Source organism: Eubacterium xylanophilum ATCC 35991, from assembly GCF_000518685.1.
Lineage (GTDB): Bacteria > Bacillota > Clostridia > Lachnospirales > Lachnospiraceae > Eubacterium_F > Eubacterium_F xylanophilum.
On record NZ_KI912472.1, the window covers coordinates 65,588 to 82,935 of the forward strand.

General features: G+C 39.5%; 17 protein-coding genes and 1 other RNA gene. 1 reads left to right on the forward strand and 17 read right to left on the reverse strand.

Annotated features, from left to right (window positions below):
* Positions 1-3: 3 nt before the first annotated feature.
* The 12 genes from L877_RS0109700 to cls form a co-directional block, all read right to left on the reverse strand.
* On the reverse strand, positions 4-1,428 hold the full coding sequence (locus L877_RS0109700) for a HAMP domain-containing sensor histidine kinase (protein WP_051437803.1): 1,425 nt from the start codon (positions 1,426-1,428) through the stop codon (positions 4-6).
* Positions 1,421-2,107 (reverse strand): response regulator transcription factor, encoded by a 687-nt coding sequence (locus L877_RS0109705; protein ID WP_026835902.1) that lies wholly within the window; start codon positions 2,105-2,107, stop codon positions 1,421-1,423. Before L877_RS0109705 ends, L877_RS0109700 begins: the two co-directional genes overlap by 8 nt.
* Before the next feature lie 15 nt (positions 2,108-2,122).
* Positions 2,123-2,773, reverse strand: a complete 651-nt coding sequence (locus tag L877_RS12940) for a helix-hairpin-helix domain-containing protein (RefSeq protein WP_051437804.1) — start codon at positions 2,771-2,773, stop codon at positions 2,123-2,125.
* Positions 2,774-2,874: 101 nt separating this feature from the next.
* A complete protein-coding gene (leuD, locus tag L877_RS0109715) occupies positions 2,875-3,366 on the reverse strand; it encodes a 3-isopropylmalate dehydratase small subunit (protein ID WP_026835903.1) in 492 nt (163 codons plus the stop codon).
* Between the two features lie 21 nt (positions 3,367-3,387).
* Positions 3,388-4,653: a 3-isopropylmalate dehydratase large subunit gene (leuC, locus tag L877_RS0109720; protein ID WP_026835904.1), complete on the reverse strand. Its 1,266-nt coding sequence runs from the start codon at positions 4,651-4,653 to the stop codon at positions 3,388-3,390.
* A 120-nt stretch (positions 4,654-4,773) separates the two neighbouring features.
* The gene (locus tag L877_RS14500; protein WP_026835905.1) at positions 4,774-5,442 is read right to left on the reverse strand and encodes a J domain-containing protein; all 669 of its coding nucleotides are present in this window, start codon (positions 5,440-5,442) and stop codon (positions 4,774-4,776) included.
* Positions 5,432-6,262 (reverse strand): DUF5685 family protein, encoded by an 831-nt coding sequence (locus L877_RS0109730; RefSeq protein WP_026835906.1) that lies wholly within the window; start codon positions 6,260-6,262, stop codon positions 5,432-5,434. The genes L877_RS14500 and L877_RS0109730 overlap by 11 nt, the downstream gene beginning before the upstream one ends.
* 20 nt (positions 6,263-6,282) lie before the next feature.
* Positions 6,283-6,696: a hypothetical protein gene (locus L877_RS0109735; protein WP_026835907.1), complete on the reverse strand. Its 414-nt coding sequence runs from the start codon at positions 6,694-6,696 to the stop codon at positions 6,283-6,285.
* Between the two features lie 6 nt (positions 6,697-6,702).
* Positions 6,703-6,921, reverse strand: a complete 219-nt coding sequence (locus tag L877_RS0109740; RefSeq protein ID WP_026835908.1) for a hypothetical protein — start codon at positions 6,919-6,921, stop codon at positions 6,703-6,705.
* A gap of 21 nt (positions 6,922-6,942) precedes the next feature.
* Positions 6,943-7,953, reverse strand: coding sequence for a Holliday junction branch migration DNA helicase RuvB (gene ruvB, locus L877_RS0109745; RefSeq protein ID WP_026835909.1), 1,011 nt, complete (start codon positions 7,951-7,953; stop codon positions 6,943-6,945).
* A gap of 16 nt (positions 7,954-7,969) precedes the next feature.
* Positions 7,970-8,581 carry a Holliday junction branch migration protein RuvA gene (gene ruvA, locus L877_RS0109750; protein ID WP_026835910.1) on the reverse strand — a complete coding sequence of 204 codons (612 nt, stop codon included), beginning with the start codon at positions 8,579-8,581 and terminating at the stop codon, positions 7,970-7,972.
* A gap of 20 nt (positions 8,582-8,601) precedes the next feature.
* Complete coding sequence (gene cls, locus L877_RS12945; protein WP_051437805.1) at positions 8,602-10,149, reverse strand: cardiolipin synthase; 1,548 nt, start codon at positions 10,147-10,149, stop codon at positions 8,602-8,604.
* Between the two features lie 140 nt (positions 10,150-10,289).
* Between cls and L877_RS13645 the strand changes: the two genes are divergently transcribed.
* The gene (locus L877_RS13645; protein WP_084554856.1) at positions 10,290-11,408 is read left to right on the forward strand and encodes a ribonuclease H-like domain-containing protein; all 1,119 of its coding nucleotides are present in this window, start codon (positions 10,290-10,292) and stop codon (positions 11,406-11,408) included.
* Here L877_RS13645 and L877_RS0109765 read toward each other — a convergent pair.
* The 5 genes from L877_RS0109765 to rpoD form a co-directional block, all read right to left on the reverse strand.
* The gene (locus tag L877_RS0109765; RefSeq protein ID WP_034785603.1) at positions 11,401-13,410 is read right to left on the reverse strand and encodes an aminopeptidase; all 2,010 of its coding nucleotides are present in this window, start codon (positions 13,408-13,410) and stop codon (positions 11,401-11,403) included. The genes L877_RS13645 and L877_RS0109765 overlap by 8 nt on opposite strands.
* A 45-nt stretch (positions 13,411-13,455) precedes the next feature.
* An RNA gene (gene rnpB / locus L877_RS13665) (RNase P RNA component class A) lies at positions 13,456-13,805 on the reverse strand.
* Positions 13,806-13,814: 9 nt separating this feature from the next.
* The gene (locus tag L877_RS0109775) at positions 13,815-15,479 is read right to left on the reverse strand and encodes a nucleoside kinase (protein ID WP_242837142.1); all 1,665 of its coding nucleotides are present in this window, start codon (positions 15,477-15,479) and stop codon (positions 13,815-13,817) included.
* Positions 15,480-15,518: 39 nt separating this feature from the next.
* Positions 15,519-16,196: a tRNA (adenine(22)-N(1))-methyltransferase gene (locus L877_RS0109780; protein WP_026835914.1), complete on the reverse strand. Its 678-nt coding sequence runs from the start codon at positions 16,194-16,196 to the stop codon at positions 15,519-15,521.
* Complete coding sequence (gene rpoD / locus L877_RS0109785; protein WP_034785606.1) at positions 16,196-17,347, reverse strand: RNA polymerase sigma factor RpoD; 1,152 nt, start codon at positions 17,345-17,347, stop codon at positions 16,196-16,198. Before rpoD ends, L877_RS0109780 begins: the two co-directional genes overlap by 1 nt.
* Position 17,348 lies beyond the last annotated feature (1 nt).

Here is a 17,348-nt window from a genome sequence, read left to right on the forward strand (position 1 = left end):
TTATCACTCCGTGTATATAAGTGGAATTCTCACGGCAAATACCGTTCCATGGTTTTCCAAACTGTGTACTTTTATAGATCCCTTGTGAAGCAAAATAGCATTTCTGGTAATTGACAGTCCCAGACCATTTCCCCCTGTCTCACGGGATCTCGCCTTGTCAACGCGGTAAAATCTATCAAAGATATGTTCTTTTTCATCATCCGGAATTCCAACACCAGAATCTGATATCTTGATATACATAAACTTGTGATCGGCATTGAGAGCAACATTAACCCATCCATTGTCATAATTATACTTTACAGCATTCTCTATGAGATTTGATATTGCCATGCCCAATTTCACCGGATCAATCTGCGCATTTACAGGTCTCGTACTCTCGAATACAATCTCGATATTTCTCTCTTCCGCGATTGGCTTTATGCTCTTCATAATATTTTCTATGAACTCGTTGATATTTACCTCTTCAATAGCAAGCTGAGAGGCGTTCTTATCCATCTTAACAAGGCTCAACAAGTCATTTACAATCTTATTCATGCGATCCAACTCGTCGTTGATATCCACCATAAATTCCTTGTAGAGTTCAACCGGCATATCTTCAGCAGTCGTGAGAGAATCCGCCAAAACCTTCATTGACGTAATAGGTGTTTTCAACTCATGAGACACATTGGATACGAATTCTTCACGGGATTCCTCCAAGCGCTGCACATTGTCCAACATGCTGTTGATAGAATCACTTAGAACCTCCATCTCCGTATAATCCTTAACGTCCATCTTAATACCAAAATTACTCTCAGTGATGGCATTAATCTCCTGATTTAAGTGTTTCATAGGCTCAATCAACTTCTGAGAATTAAGCCATGCAAGAAGGATGACAACCAAAGCGATTACGACAATTACAGAAATTGTAATCGAGGCGATGCTGTCATAATGGGTATTAATGGACTGAAATGAAAAGTTCATAATGACAACGCCCTTGACCTTGGAGTCCTCTACACTTCGCACAGGAAGAAGAATCTTTACACCCTCTGAACTCTGATTGACAATCTGATTGGTGTTTCCCTCAAAGCACTCAAGGACTTCCGGCATGATAGCAGTACTTCCCTCTTCAAGTCGATATGTGTCCTTAACGACAGTATAATTTTGATCCACGATTAGTATACGACCGTCATACATATCTGAAACCTGAGATATTTCAGCATCAACATCATGTATATTTTCAGTTGAAAAATATCCTGAATTTACAATAAGATTAGATATAATATTTCCGCGCACTAAAACTTCCGAAGTTCTCTGAGAAACAGATTTACTTCGGTTCAAATCGATATAAAATATAGAAAAACATATAAGAGGAATAAGTCCAAAAAGAATCAAGATAACAAGTGACTTTATCTTGAGACTTTTGAATATTCCTCTCTTTACTCTATGCACGGAAAAAATAGCCAACACCCCATTTGGTATGAATATACTTTGGATCACTCGGTGTGACCTCAATCTTCTCTCTCAAACGGCGGACATGAACATCTACGGTTCTAACATCTCCCAGATACTCATATCCCCAAATATCATTGAGAAGTTTCTCTCGACTAAATACTTTATCTGCATTTGTTGCAAACAACTCCAAGAGATCAAATTCCTTGGCAGTGAGCTTAATCTCTCTGTCCTTCTCAAATACACGTCGACTCTCAAAATTAATTCTCAAGTCACCATATACATGTTCAGCTGAAGGCACTTGCTCCTTAGCTCCTGTTGCACGTCGCATAACAGCTTTAATCCTAGCTTTAACTTCAAGAATATTAAAAGGCTTAGTGATATAATCATCAGCTCCATACTCAAGTCCAAGAATCTTATCCATATCCTCGCCCTTGGCAGTTAACATGATAATAGGCACATTTGAAAACTCTCTCACCTGCTGGCATACCTCAAAACCAGTCAACTTTGGAAGCATAACATCAAGAAGAATAGTATCATAATTATTCTCCTTGATTGCAGCAAGAGCTTCTTCTCCATCATAAGCCACATCGACTTCTAATCCATCTTGTTCTAAACTAAACTTTAATCCCTTAACAATTAACTTTTCATCATCTACGACTAACACTTTCCTCGCCATGTTCCATTTCTCCTATCAACCAATTGATATTTTGTCCTTAATTTTGTTAAAAACTCCTTCTTTTATGCCCGGTATGTTCATCAAATCCTCTATTTTTTTGAACTTACCAGTACTCTCCCTATACTCTATTATAGCATCGGCCTTTGACTCACCCACACCGCTTAAAGTCATGAGTTCGTCCCTCGTAGCCTTGTTCAGGTCAACCTTTATGCCCTCTGCTAAACTCTCATTACCGGAATCAGCTTTTCTTTGCTTCTCTAACTTGTTGACCTCGGACTTGGTTGGAATAACTAATTGCATGCCATCGTCTAGGGATTCAGCCATATTTATCGTATTCTTTGCTGCATTCTTCTTAAAGCCCCCAGCTTTCTTAATGACATCAACTATTCGAGGTTTATGGTCAAATATATATACATCAGGTCTCTTAACTGCACCGACCACGTGGATGTATATCATTTCTTTGTTTTTGGAAAAACTTGCCCTAGCAGGGCTTGGGCTTGATTCAGAGAACTCCCGGTGAGTTCCACCAGCATAAGCCACTTCCCCCGCTTCCAAAAAAGAATCGTCGCTATTCCCTGACATAGGTTTTTCATAGACAAACCAAACAATGCCAAGGATAACAGCGAATAGAATAATCAGAATAATATTTTTGTTATTAGTTTTCAATAATATCTCCATTCCGAAGAATTATCCAGATGCATAATAACATTGTACCAACTAATTATCCAAATTACAATATGTTTTTTTATATTAAAATATTCCGAAACTTATGCATTCTTTGAATTAATATAATTCATAAGTCCTTCGGCCTTAATAATCTTCTGCATAAACTCTGGGAAAGCCTGTCCTTGATAGCTTTCACCCTTAGTTTTGTTGTAAATTATACCTGAGTCAAAGTCTATTTCCACAGAGTCACCTGCGTCAATATTCTCTGCAGCTTCTTTACATTCAATAATTGGAAGACCGATATTAATAGCATTTCTATAAAAAATTCTCGCAAATGTCTCTGCAATTACGCAACTAACACCTGACGCCTTAATAGAAATTGGAGCATGCTCTCTTGATGATCCGCAACCAAAGTTCTTTGTTGCCACGATAATATCACCCTTCTGAACATTTTTTGCAAAATCCTTGTCTATATCTTCCATACAGTGTGTCGCCAACTCAGCAGGATCTGATGAATTCAGATATCTAGCTGGGATGATAACATCCGTATCTACATTGTCGCCGTACTTAAATACTTTACCTAAAGCTTTCATCTTCTCTTCCTCCTTCTCAAGTTACATTCCAAGCTCTGATGGCTCAGAAATCTTACCGGTAACTGCACTAGCTGCTGCGACTGCCGGACTTGCAAGGTAAATCTCTGATGTGACATCACCCATTCTTCCGACAAAGTTTCTGTTAGTAGTTGCAACTGCTCTCTCACCAGCAGCAAGAATACCCATATGACCACCAAGACATGGACCACATGTAGGAGTGCTGACAATGGCACCGGCCTCGATGAATGTCTTCAACAAGCCCTCTTCCATTGCCTGAAGATAAATCTTCTGGGTTGCAGGAATGATAATACATCTAATTCCCTTCTTAACCTTGTTGTTCTCAAGAATCTTAGCAGCTACGCGAAGGTCTTCGATTCGTCCATTTGTACAAGAACCGATAACAACCTGATCGATTGTAACCTCGCCTGCTTCCTTTACTGTCTTAGTATTCTCTGGAAGATGTGGAAATGCCACAGTAGAATCGAGTTTATCAAGGTCGATAACAATCTCCTCATCGTACTCAGCATCCTCATCTGCCTCATATACCTTATATTCTTTATTTGAATGCTCTTCCATATAAGCAATCGTCTTCTCATCAACTGGGAAAATACCATTCTTGGCACCTGCCTCAATTGCCATATTGGCAATTGTAAATCTATCATCCATAGACAAGTTTGCAATTCCATCTCCCACGAACTCCAGTGAGCGATAGAGCGCACCATCTACACCAATCTTTCCAATCAGGTGAAGAATTACATCTTTTCCGCTTACCCATGGCTTAAGCTTTCCTGTCACAACAACCTTAATTGCAGATGGAACCTTAAACCAAGCCTGTCCGGTTATCATACCGGCTCCCATATCTGTACTTCCAACACCTGTTGAAAATGCACCGAGAGCTCCATATGTACATGTATGAGAGTCAGCACCAATACATGTCTCACCAGCCACAATCAAACCTTTTTCCGGCAAAAGTGCATGCTCGATACCCATCTCGCCAACTTCAAAATAGTTTGTAATTCCCTGTGCCTTGGCATACTCGCGAACACACTTGCAGTGCTCTGCTGACTTTATATCTTTATTGGGAGTAAAATGATCCGGTACCAAAGCCACCTTATCCTTGTGAAAGACTGTCTTCTTGTTCAGCTTTTCAACCTCGTGAATTGCCACAGGTCCAGTAATATCATTTGCCAAAACAAGATCAAGATTAGCCTCTATAAGCTGCCCTGCCTTTACCGATTCGAGTCCTGCATGTGCTGCAAGGATCTTTTGCGTCATTGTCATTCCCATCTTTTATCACCTCATTAAATAATCTTTTGAATCTTACGCTATTTTAGCGCTTAAAAATATTGTAATATGATTTAATACTTTTGTAAAGATATTTTTTTCATATTATATGTAAATATTCTGTCAACACAGGCAGCTTAAGCAGCTGCAACATGCGTAATCAAGGCAAAGGCTATTTCCGCCACATGGACAACAGTAAACTCCGCTGCCACCGGATGTGTTAGTATAATAAGCATTTCCGCCTCCAAAACCCCCTCCAAAGGGGTTTCCTCCGTAACCACCGGAATACGGATTGGCATTATATCCATTGGATATCTGCTGATACAGCTGCATATACTCTGCATTTCCCGGTTCCATTTCGACGGCTCGCTTAGAATAATCTCTTGCTATAATATTATTTCCAAGCCCCATATTGGCAATTGCACTAAAGTAATACCATCTGGCATTTCTGTCACTCATGCTATTCAGAACATTTATAGCTTGGTTATAAGCACCACTTCTGATATAGTTAAATGCCGCCATATGATGGGCATCATCTTCATTATAGCTCTGATTTTGTCCATAGGTTTGTCCACCATAACTTCCTGTTTTTCCAGACCTGATGTCAACTATCTGCTTATATGCCTCCTGAACTTGTTTGAACTTCTCTGCTGCTGCATTTTGCTCCTGTTCAGATTTGCCAATATATGAGTCGGGATGATATTTCCTACTCATCCTCTTGTATGCTTTTTTTATCTCAGCATCAGACGCATCACTGCTGACGCCCAATACCTCATATGGATTATAATACATGTTTTCTCCCCTTTTCTTTGGAATCATACTTCCATAATTGTACTTTCATTCCCTCGTATAAAATGTTCCGCAAGAGGTTCAAATCCCTCTCCAAAGGGAGTTTTTCAAATTCAATTATAGCTAATCTAGCTGTATACTCCAGATCATTTTTTATTAATTTCTCGTCAAAATCCTTGTACTTTAATACATTATAGGCACCGGTCTTTTGATCCTTTTTAAGATCTATCAGAGCATCTAATAGATATATATACTTTCCGAGATAGAATCCCATTTTCTCAAGTATTTCCTTAAAAGCATCATCTCGATAAGAAAAAATACAGCCAAGTATCTCTCCAAAAGGACGACTTATCCTATCTATATCTTGACAATTATCTTTTTCAAGCACTGATAGTTCCTTTAGCTTTCTTCTTATAAACTTTGCCTTTTCGGAATATTTATCTTCTATTCTCCTAACTCTGTTTCTTAGAACAGAAGCACCTATCAATCCCCGAACCTTTTTCTCATCGTGAAAATCATCGAGCAAGTGATAATAGGACAGAATAACATTGATATCTGCGGCATACTCCATGATGCTGTTCTGTATTATCACCTGTTTCTTCGTGGGATGAAGGCCACAGTATTCGTGTTTAATCTCATTCCTTGGCTCGTAGAGAGACGTCAGAAGAATCACCAAGAAAGTCATATCATAAGAAAGAGTGGCTCTACTCAAAATACCATTGTTCTTCCCAAGTGTTTTGCACAAGCCACAATAATAACTTCTGTATTTTCCAAATTCCTTAATCTTTAATTCCGGTTTATTGACCGTTACATATCCGAACATAAATCACCTTTTTCTCACTGTCAAGTTCTCTTGATAAACTGGAAACTGCATTTAGGACACTTGATGGCAATCTTGCCTCGTCCCTTTGGCACTCTGATAATTTGATGGCACTTAGGACATCTAAAAAGTCTATTTACGCCCTTTTTCTCCATATGCGCAAGCTTAAGATAATTAAAATAGCTCTTTATGCCACCTCTGAATTTTAGATACTTTTGATTCTCTTGTTGTCTCTTATATAGCTGCCTTGAAAAGTATCTAAGTGCCCATAAAATCAATATAACTACTTCTATTCCCCAAAAGACAAGTGTTATCCTCCTGAATACAAGATTCAAAACCATTACAATCAAATACAAGATAACAAGCGCCTTTCCCAACTCATCTTGGCCATATCTTCCGTACATAAACTTATTATAGGCCTCAAAAAATTTTCTCACAATTAATCACCCGTTTTTCTTCTTATTATTGACATATTTGACTGTTTCAACAATTGATATTATAACCCAAACAAGGACTAATCCATTCATGACAATGCTGATTCCTGTCCCCTTCATGAGGAGAAGAAAATATCTAACCAAATCAACAGCTATCATAACTCCTGTGCATACCCAACAAGATATCACTCCATTTTTTGGATCCTTAACTGCATTTGTATTTCCCATATTTACTACCTAGTATGACTGTCATACTTTCCTTTCTTTTGAATTTATTATTCCGAGATGTCTATATGCTGAATCAAGAACAACTCTTCCTCTAGGGGTTCTTGCAACAAATCCACTCTTAATCAGATATGGCTCATATACATCTTCTATTGTGCCAGGATCTTCTCCTATTGCAACTGCCAAAGTTTCGATTCCAACCGGACCACCGTCAAATTTATGAATCATATTTAACAAAATCTCTCGGTCCATATTATCGAGTCCAAACTTGTCAACATCCAGTCTGTCAAGGGCGATATTAGCAACCTCTCCCGTGATGCGCCCATCAAATTCCACTTCAGCAAAGTCCCTGACTCGCTTCAAAAGTCTATTGGCAAGTCTTGGGGTTCCTCTGGATCTTCGTGCTATCTCATCGGACCCCTCTGGATCTATCCTGACTTTGAACACATCGGCCGAACGTTCTACGATTGTAGATAGTTCCTCCACTGTATAGAATTCCAACTTATTCACAACGCCAAATCTGTCTCTGAGCGGTGCTGTAAGCATACCTGCTCTCGTAGTTGCACCCACTAGAGTAAATCGTGGAAGATCAAGTCTTATACTTCTTGCCGAAGCACCCTTTCCAACCATAATATCTATGGCATAATCCTCCATTGCCGGATATAATACCTCTTCAACTTGTCTATTTAATCTGTGAATCTCATCGATAAACAACAAGTCTCCATCTTGTAAATTGTTGAGAATAGCTGCAATCTCTCCCGGCTTTTCAATTGCCGGACCACTTGTAATCTTGATATTTACATCCATCTCATTGGCTATAATCCCAGCGAGAGTTGTCTTTCCAAGCCCCGGCGGACCATATAGCAAAACATGATCCAGAGACTCACCTCTCTTTTTGGCTGCCTCTATAAATACTTTCAAGTTCTCCTTCGCCTTAGACTGTCCTATATAACTGCTGAGAAGCTTAGGACGCAAAGAATTTTCAATTTTATAATCTTCTTCAATTATCTCCGTAGAAATCACTCTTTTTTCCACTTAATTCTCCTCCGGTTTACAGTTTTTTCAAGGCTTCCTTGATGATCGCCTCCACATCCATAGTCTCTATCTCTTCTATTCCACTTATGGCTTTCTTGGCCTCATTTTGTGAGAAGCCAAGGCTTGTAAGTGCTTCTAATGCTTCTCTCACATCGCTCTTGTCATCTGCACTACCAACAATTGCTCGCATCTCACCGCGGTCCAACATCTTCTCTATCGACTCATCTAATTGTATTCTATCTTTGAGCTCCAGTACAAGTTTTCCCGCAGTCTTCTTGCCAATTCCCGGTGCCTTGGCAATTGCAGCAGCGTCATCTGATAAAATTGCCATTCTAAGAGTATCTATATCAAGTGTTGACAGTATACCAACTGCCACCTTTGGTCCAATCCCACTGACCTTTATCAAGAGTTTGAACATTTCCAGGTCATCTCTTGTAATAAATCCATATAGTGATATGTCATCTTCTCGCACAGACATATATGTATATATTTTCACTTCTGACCCGACGTGGGGCAACTCCTGGATTGTACTTGTAGGCACCATTATCTCAAAGCCAATATTATTTGATTCTATTACTATACTGGTTTCATCGAAGGAATCCAGTATTCCCCGTATATGTGAAATCAATTTAATCTCTCCAATCTTTACTATATTAGCGGTGACAATATGTTGAAGAACGCCTGATAAGCTTTGTGTTTAATTGGTCTTTGCAACCACTGCTCATAACTTATCTCTCTGCATTTTCCAAATGTATTTTCAATATCTTCATTTACCTCTGCCGTAAACTCCTTGTCATATACCCATATTCCATTTTCAAAATGCAGATAGAAACTGCGGTAATCCATATTAATCGAGCCAACTACTGCACAGTGTTCATTCATAATCACCTTCGAGTGAACAAATCCCTGTTCGTACTCAAAAACTCTGATTCCCGCCTTGAGTAGGTTTCCATAATTATACTCTGTAAACCGCTTTACATACTTTTTATCCGGTATTCCGGGAGTTATAATTCTAACATCAACTCCCCTAATTCTCGCCTCGATCAAATCTTGCATGATTTTCTCCGGCAAAATCAGATATGGTGTCATGATATATAGCTTGCTACCTGCATAATTAATCATCTGCTCATAGACATTTTCCACATAACTATAGGTTCTATAAGCGGGTCCATCCTTCAAAGCATGGCAGTATTTCTCACCGCAATATCCCATATCATCTTTCAAATATCTAGTCACATCGATGTCATTGTCATTCATGGCCATCCACATGTCCATAAAAGTCAATACAACGCTTTTTACCACATCTCCCTTGACTCTAATACCGGCATCTTTCCAATATCCAAATCGCTCAATTAGGTTGGCATACTCATCTGCCAGGTTAAATCCACCTGTATATGCCACAGTTCCATCTATAACTACTATTTTTTCATGAGTTCTAAAATTCATATAAAAGTTATGGAAGTACTTATGAATCGGGTTAAATATTCTGATATTAATCCCCTCTTCCTCAAGTCGCTCCGCAAAATCCACAGATGTCCTGAACATGCTTCCAAAATCATCTACAATTAGATTTACTTCAACTCCCTCTCTGGCTTTTCTAACAAGAATTTCATGAACTCTATTCCACACTTCACCTTCGGCCACAATAAAGAACTCCATGAGGATAAAGTCCTTTGCCTGCTCTAGATCCTCTATCATAGCGTCTATCACACTCTCTCCGGTGCTATAATACTTGACATCATTGTTGGCATAGAGTGGTGAACCCATGGCATACATATATCTTGTCATCCTCGAGCTGACAGGATGCATCTCGGAAAACCTATCTAACAGTTGTCTGTCATAATCCTGATATTTATCATTCTTGATGGATTTTTCTGCTATCTTGGCATTGAGCTTAACCTGCTTTCTCCTATGTCCCCAAAGCATAAACATAATCAATCCGGAAATTGGAAAGATAAGCATGGCACTCATCCATGAAAATTTATATGACAAACTTCGATTATCTATTGATAATAATATTATTCCCAAAACATTGCATATCTCGAGAACAACAAAGGCTATCGTTCCATATTCCCTTAAGAATAGAGTGGGAATAATAACTACTAGACATTGAACAATTACAAGTATAGCTACGATAGTAGCTCTTGCCCCGCCACTCCTACTACTCTTAACTTTTGTAATACCTTTATCTGACATCTCAACATACCTCTTCAAAAATCAATTAAAGTGTGCTAATATATATTATATACAAATTAGCAACTACTAACGGATCAATTCCCGAATGCAAATGTTACAAGTGCCTTGCATCCGATCACCACACTTGTTTATGGTATACTATGCGAATTATCAATAACTCTATTTTCTTAACAACTGAAATATTTGATATTCTCAGCCAATTTGGTGGCAACTCAAAGGAGTCTTATTGTGTACTCGACATCGAGACTACCGGACTTTCTGCCTCTATCTCTTCGCTTTACATGGTGGGGATTCTCTGGTATAACCTGGCAGGAGATAAGACTGTGTCCACCAGGCAATGGTTTGCCGACGATTACGAAAGCGAGAAAGACATCTTGCTGAGTGTTGCCACATTTCTCGGCAGATTTAATACTGTTGTCACATACAATGGTGATACCTTCGACATCCCGTATTTACAAAAAAAATACAAAACTCACAAGTTGGCTTCACCTTTTGATGATTTAAAAACAATTGATGTCTATGGCAAAATTCGCCATCTTAAAAATATCATCAAAAGCAAGAATCTAAAGCTTGCCACTGTGGAAAAACTCGTGGGATTTCGCAGACAGCATGAGCTCTCCGGCAGAGAGTGCATTGGTCTGTATACCGAATATATGCAGGCCAAGATTCTCAATGTTCCAAAGTCCAATGACCTTAGGGATCAGCTTCTCTTCCACAATATGGAAGACATAATCGGAACATACCAAAGTGCGCTTTTCTTGTCATATCTAATCATGCCGGAAACCGAGCGCGTTCGCTTCTCAACTAACCATATAAATGTCAAGTTTTCCAATAAATTTATCTATCCTCAAAATGACTCCTTCGAGACCAACGGATATACTTTAACTTTCTCGAACAACACACTGTATCTCCGGACTCGCATCAAAAAGGGAGTTTTGTATCACTTTTTTGAGGATTACAAGCACTACTTCTACCTTCCTGCCGAAGATATCGCTATTCACAAAAGTGTGGCTCAGTACATGGACCCACATCTTCGCCAGCAGGCAAAGGCATCTAATTGTTATAATAAATATAGCGGAACATTTATCCGTATTCCACAAAACTTTAAACCTTCGATAAAGCAACTCATATTCACTCCTGAATACAAGAGTAAGGACCTATATCTACCTCTTCAGGAGTTTGAGTCTGAGACCACTCTTCCACCTGAAATAGTCAAAACACTCAACGAGTTGGCACTATTCCTAATAACCACTATTTAGTCTTGTATTTATTGAGGATTTCCGTGCCTGGCAAGACGAAATCACCGTCTTTGATAATCGTAATTTTCTCGCCATCAAGTGTATTTACTACAATATCTCCGAGTTCATCATAAGGAATTGTTATATCCGTATGACAATTAAAATACGCCTTCTCCATGTCCTCTTTGCGAAGAGCCGAAATCTCATTTTCCTTGGCTATGATTTCCTTGCCATCGGGATTTCTGAGAACTACATCTTCGCTCATAGAATAGCATGTATCTCCAACAGCGAAGTGTGGACCGGTCTTCTCGGCAATTAGGATTGGCAATTTCTCTTCTATTTGAAACTCTCTTCCCATCTTATATGCAGCAGTATTAGTTCCGATGGCAAATTCTCCTATAGGAAGTGTTTCTCTATTCTTCATGATATTTTCTTTGATATACTTCTTAGACTCCTCTTCATTCTCAAAGTTTCCACAAGTATAATCGTCAATCATACCATCTTTGAATTCAATCTTCAAATCATCATATCTAAGCTTGTTGAGATAAACCTTTGTCACATGAAGCGTGCCATTGGTCCCCTTAAGCACCGGCGATGTAAATACTTCCCCCACAGGAATATTGACATCTGCCAGACAATTTTCAAAGTTTGTTTGCTCATCTGGCTTGTCAAGCTTATGGAGCTTGACTGTAATATCAGTCTTATTAGCACCTCGACCGGTTACACGTACACTGTCTCCCTTGTCAAGGCAATCGATGAGCTTTTGATGAACCTCTCTGTACATGTCAACATCAAGAGTATTGATGCGAATAGTCTCATCGAAAATTTTCTCAAAATCTCCGCCTATCTCAGGAATTGGGAAGGCAATGATAGTAAAGCTTCTTTCATCCGGCTTGATATACTCACTTTGAATAATAGCATTCTTTTGTGATTTTTGTATGAATAGCTTTTCCTGCTCTTCATCATATCTCGGACTGCTGTTCTTAGATATCGGCTTAAATATTTTCTCTCCAAAAACCTCGATAACAGCCGGTCCTGCGTGAACTGCAGCAAGATCCTTATTATCTTCAAACGCATTTTTGATATGCTTTAAGTCCTCATTGACAATAGCCTGATTCAGATATATACTATCATCAAATCTGTGATCATATTCATACTGAGGGTTTGCTTGGGTCGTGGAAACTCCAAAGTTTCTCGTATTTCCAACCATATAAATTACCGGTTTTAATCCCATATCGGCAAACATCTCAATTGAAGTCTTGACAATTCTCTCAAAGCCAATATTGTATCGAATATTGACTGTTTCCTTCTTCGAAAGATCTATTCCTGCCACCTCAAAGCCTACTTTGTAGCCATTTGTATAGGCTTTTGCAATTGTATTAATCTTCTCTTCATCAAGATTTGCCAAAAAACGCGCTGTATTAATCTCATTATCTGTTATATTTTGTCCATAGTAATAGAGATACTTTTCATCCTTTAAATCACTCTCATTTACTATCCTAACATATCTATCCTGGCTTGGATCTATAGCTCTTTTCACAGATTTTTCTGCAAAGAATTCAGAGTAATCATGAACAAAATAGTATATTGTCTCCTTTAGCCAACGGCTTTTCTCTTCCTCATTTTGAAGTATATTATATACCATCAAATATAATTCCAGATAAATGGTCAGACATTCTATATCTCCCTCATATGCAGCCTGAATGGCATTTCTCAATCTTGCATAAAGATAACAAAGCAGTTTTCCCTCTTCCTCGCCAAATTGGTCATGGGTAAAATCTGGATTACCAAAGCATTTTTCATAGTTTTCTTCTCTTAATTCTCCATAAAAAAAAGTGTTCCAAGCTTTGAGTTGCGGCAAATCAACATTCTCTATTCCATCGCCACAAACCTGCTCCAACACTTTGGTGGACTCGTATAAAGTCCTTGACAAAACGCTCAGATACTCACCGTACTGACCGTCAATCTTTTCTGTTGTTATTTCCTTGATTCTGTCTCTGCTCAATTCAAATCTCTCTTGCATTTCACCTCTCCTATGTATCTCACACCTGCGTATTAATCAATAAAGTAAATGAGTAGCACGGTAAGCCGAGTTCTGTCATTGGATGATCATCTATCTTGACTTATTGTTGCCAATAAGCTCTAGCGACCTACCCGAAAGCACGGCGGGCAACCGTGTAGCTTTCTGTTCGGTCTTGCTTCGGATGGGGTTTACACATGCCAGGCTTGTTACCAAGCCTGCGGTGAGCTCTTACCTCGCCATTTCATCCTTACCACAAAAGTGGCGGTTTAATTTCTGTTGCACTTTCCTGGGAGTCACCTCCACCGGACGTTATCCGGCATCCTGCCCTGTGAAGCTCGGACTTTCCTCACCTGCGGCCTTTCGGCACTTGCAGCTGCGATCATCTGTGCTACTCATATATCCTTTTAATCGAGAATTACCCCTCCTCCGATGAATTCCCTAACAATAGAATTCAGCGGAACTTCCTGTGGATTGATGGCGAGGAAATAGTCCAAAAACTTCAACAATCTCCTTGCCTCTACATACTCTGGGCAATCCCTTGGCACTCTGTGAAGCAAAGGCTCCACAAATGTCTTGAGAACCGGCGTCTCATATACAAGAGATGAATTAAATACAGCATCTGCTTTTTCCTGAAATGGGAAAATATTATTATTCTCACCACGTCTTACGGACGCCCACATCTCTAACGTTTTTTGAGCACTATGTCCTCTCGTTCTGGCATCTCTGGCAATTCGCCTGATAAGTCGCCCATCAGTTGTGGAAATCCTGTTGTGATAATCCACATTCAAAGCCGTCAATGCGCTAATATATATCTTAAATTTATACTTATCTTCAATCTTTTCTGTCAACTTGTCATTGAGTCCGTGAATTCCCTCAATCACGAGAATCTCGTCCTCTTCCAACTTCATAATTGGCTTATTATACTCCCTCTCTCCGGTTATGAAGTTATATGTAGGTAGCTGTACTTCCTCGCCATTTAATAGCTTTGTAAGGTCTTCATTAAAGAGCTTAGTATCAATGGCATCAATACATTCATAATCACACTTTCCATCTTCATCCAATGGCGTATCAACTCTATTGACAAAGTAATCATCCAAACCAATCGGATGCGGCCTTAGCCCCAAAGTCTTTAATTGGGCTGATAATCTATAGGAAAATGTGGTCTTTCCAGATGAAGACGGACCGGCGATTGTCACCACCTTTACATTCTCTCTGCTGGCAATCTCTTCTGCGATGTCGCCTATTCTCTTCTCATGGAAGGCCTCCTGAACGAGAATCATCTCTCTCATTCCATTGTTTACAATTATATCATTGAGTTTGCCCACATTCTCCGAGCCAATCCGAACTCCCCAATCAGCCGTTTCCTTGAGAGTTCTGTGGAGTTTCATACTTGGATTAAACTCAGGCAATACATCCATGGCATCCTTCTTAGGAATAATAAATACAAATCCGTCGTCAAACTTCTCCAACCTGAATAGCTTTAAAACTCCGGTGGAATAAGGCATTGGTCCATAAAAATAGTCCGCAACTTTTCCAAGCCAATATACATTGACCCTCGAAGATGTTCTATATCGAATAAGATTACTCTTATCGAACATTTTTCTCTCATTGAACAATGCAATAGCTCTGTCTACACTCATAGTTTCCTTGATGAATCTTCTATCATCTTCCACATATTCGTGCATTCGACGCTCAATTCGCTCTATCAACTCGTCATCCATAGGCGTTCTGTCATTGAGAGTACAATAATATCCGGTATCAATACAATACTCTACTGTTATCTTCTGAAAATCCTTGCGTGGGAGCTCTTTGTACAAAGCTCTCAACATAACCATGGTCAAACCGCGCTCATATGTATCTTTGCCAAGATCTGAGTCATAGTAACAAAATTCCACATTTGAATCTGGCTCAACCTCGTGAAACAATTCCTTGACCAATCCGTTTACCTTAGCAACTATAGCGTCCTCACGGCCTATCTTGGCTTTTACTTCCTTTTCCAAATCATAGAGACTCATACCTTCATTGCAGGTCATTTTCATTCCCTGAACGGTTACTGAAATCATCTCCATAGGCTACACCTTACCTTTCTTCTCTATCCCCACTATATTCTACTCCATCCTTATTAATGCCTTATCTATTGTGTGAATCTTCTCTCTGAGATTCGAAACTTCCGGGTTATCCTCGTCGAGCTTGTCAACAATATCTTGAAGTGTTCTTTTTTTATCGTTCAAGAATTCTTTCAATGTTTCGTCTTTACTCTCAATCAACTTCTTGCCATAGAGATAATCCTCTTCGGACCATTTTTCCTCTTCCTTTCCCTTGGCACATAGAAAAGAAAAGTAGAATTTTCCCTCTTTGCAAGCAAGCTCTCTCTCGATGTGAAATCCAATCTCTTGTACAAACCTTCTTACCAAACCAATGTCCGACTGAGGCTGTAATACAAGGTATTTTAGCTCATCTGTGACATAGGGATATGCAGACAGAATCCTAATCATAAGATTGCCTCCAAGACCGGATATGACTGCCGTGTCCACTTCTCCAGGAATCAGCTTTTCCATTCCATCGCTAAGTCTGCACTGGATTCTATCTTCCATTCCCGCTTCCTCGATATGAGCCTTAGCTCTCTCAAGAGGTCCTTTGTTGATATCCATTGCAATTACTTTATTAGACAAATCTTGCTCAATTAGATATATAGAACAATAAGCATGATCACATCCAATATCAGCAACGCTAGTACCTTTCGGTACTAGCGATAAATTTATTAATAGTCTATTAGATAACTTCATTACTCTAGATAATCTCTCAGCTTTCTGCTTCGACTTGGGTGTCTAAGCTTGCGAAGTGCCTTTGCCTCAATCTGTCTGATTCTCTCTCTTGTGACATTGAACTCTTTTCCCACTTCCTCGAGTGTTCTGGCTCTTCCGTCATCAAGACCAAATCTGAGTCTGAGCACTTTCTGCTCTCTGTCTGCCAGACCATTTAATACGTCATCCAACTGCTCCTTGAGGAGTGTGAACGCTGCAGCTTCCGCCGGTACCGGCACATTATCGTCCTGAATAAAGTCTCCAAGGTGACTATCTTCCTCTTCACCGATTGGTGTTTCAAGAGATACAGGTTCCTGTGAAATCTTCTGAATTTCTCTAACTCTCTCTGGAGAGAGTCCCATAAGCTCTGCAATTTCCTTAGGCTGTGGCTCTCTGCCAAGCTCCTGCAAAAGCTGTCTCTGCACTCTTATAAGTTTATTAATAGTCTCAACCATATGAACCGGTATTCTGATAGTTCTCGCCTGGTCAGCGATGGCTCTTGTAATCGCCTGTCTAATCCACCAAGTTGCATATGTACTAAACTTATATCCTTTTTTGTAATCGAACTTCTCAACAGCTTTGATAAGTCCAAGATTACCCTCCTGAATCAAGTCGAGGAAAAGCATTCCTCTTCCCACATATCTCTTGGCAATACTTACAACGAGTCGAAGGTTGGCCTCAGCAAGTTCTTTCTTTGCAGCCTCACCCTCTGGTCCGCCTTCTTCCATTTTCTTGGCAAGCTCTACTTCTCTGTCTGCTGAAAGCAAAGGCACTTTACCAATCTCCTTGAGATACATTCTCACAGGATCCTCGATGCTAATTCCATCTGGAACTGAGAGCTCTATATTCTCAAGTTCTTCTTCAGTTGGCTCGTCCTGGAAATCCAAAACCATATCATCTTCGTTATCATCTTCCGGCATCATGGTAACAATACCATTCTGCTCCAAATAGTCGAGAATTTTCTCTGTCTTGTCATCGTCCAAATCAATCTTCTTGAACTGCTTATTAATGTCAGAGAAATCAATGATTCCTTCTTTCTTCTTGGCAAGCTTTAACAAGTTCTTCAATCCCTCGTTAAAAATCGCAATCTCATCAACTTCTTCTTTGACATCTTTGTTGTTATTCTCACTCATT

Coding starts and splice junctions, on each gene's coding strand:
- L877_RS0109705 (WP_026835902.1), bottom strand. CDS start 2,107: ATGGCGAGGAAAGTGTTAGTCGTAGATGATGAAAAGTTAATTGTTAAG.
- leuD (WP_026835903.1), bottom strand. CDS start 3,366: ATGAAAGCTTTAGGTAAAGTATTTAAGTACGGCGACAATGTAGATACG.
- leuC (WP_026835904.1), bottom strand. CDS start 4,653: ATGGGAATGACAATGACGCAAAAGATCCTTGCAGCACATGCAGGACTC.
- L877_RS14500 (WP_026835905.1), bottom strand. CDS start 5,442: ATGTATTATAATCCATATGAGGTATTGGGCGTCAGCAGTGATGCGTCT.
- L877_RS0109730 (WP_026835906.1), bottom strand. CDS start 6,262: ATGTTCGGATATGTAACGGTCAATAAACCGGAATTAAAGATTAAGGAA.
- L877_RS0109740 (WP_026835908.1), bottom strand. CDS start 6,921: ATGGGAAATACAAATGCAGTTAAGGATCCAAAAAATGGAGTGATATCT.
- cls (WP_051437805.1), bottom strand. CDS start 10,149: ATGTCAGATAAAGGTATTACAAAAGTTAAGAGTAGTAGGAGTGGCGGG.
- L877_RS13645 (WP_084554856.1), top strand. CDS start 10,290: ATGCGAATTATCAATAACTCTATTTTCTTAACAACTGAAATATTTGAT.
- L877_RS0109765 (WP_034785603.1), bottom strand. CDS start 13,410: ATGCAAGAGAGATTTGAATTGAGCAGAGACAGAATCAAGGAAATAACA.
- L877_RS0109775 (WP_242837142.1), bottom strand. CDS start 15,479: ATGGAGATGATTTCAGTAACCGTTCAGGGAATGAAAATGACCTGCAAT.
- L877_RS0109780 (WP_026835914.1), bottom strand. CDS start 16,196: ATGAAGTTATCTAATAGACTATTAATAAATTTATCGCTAGTACCGAAA.
- rpoD (WP_034785606.1), bottom strand. CDS start 17,347: ATGAGTGAGAATAACAACAAAGATGTCAAAGAAGAAGTTGATGAGATT.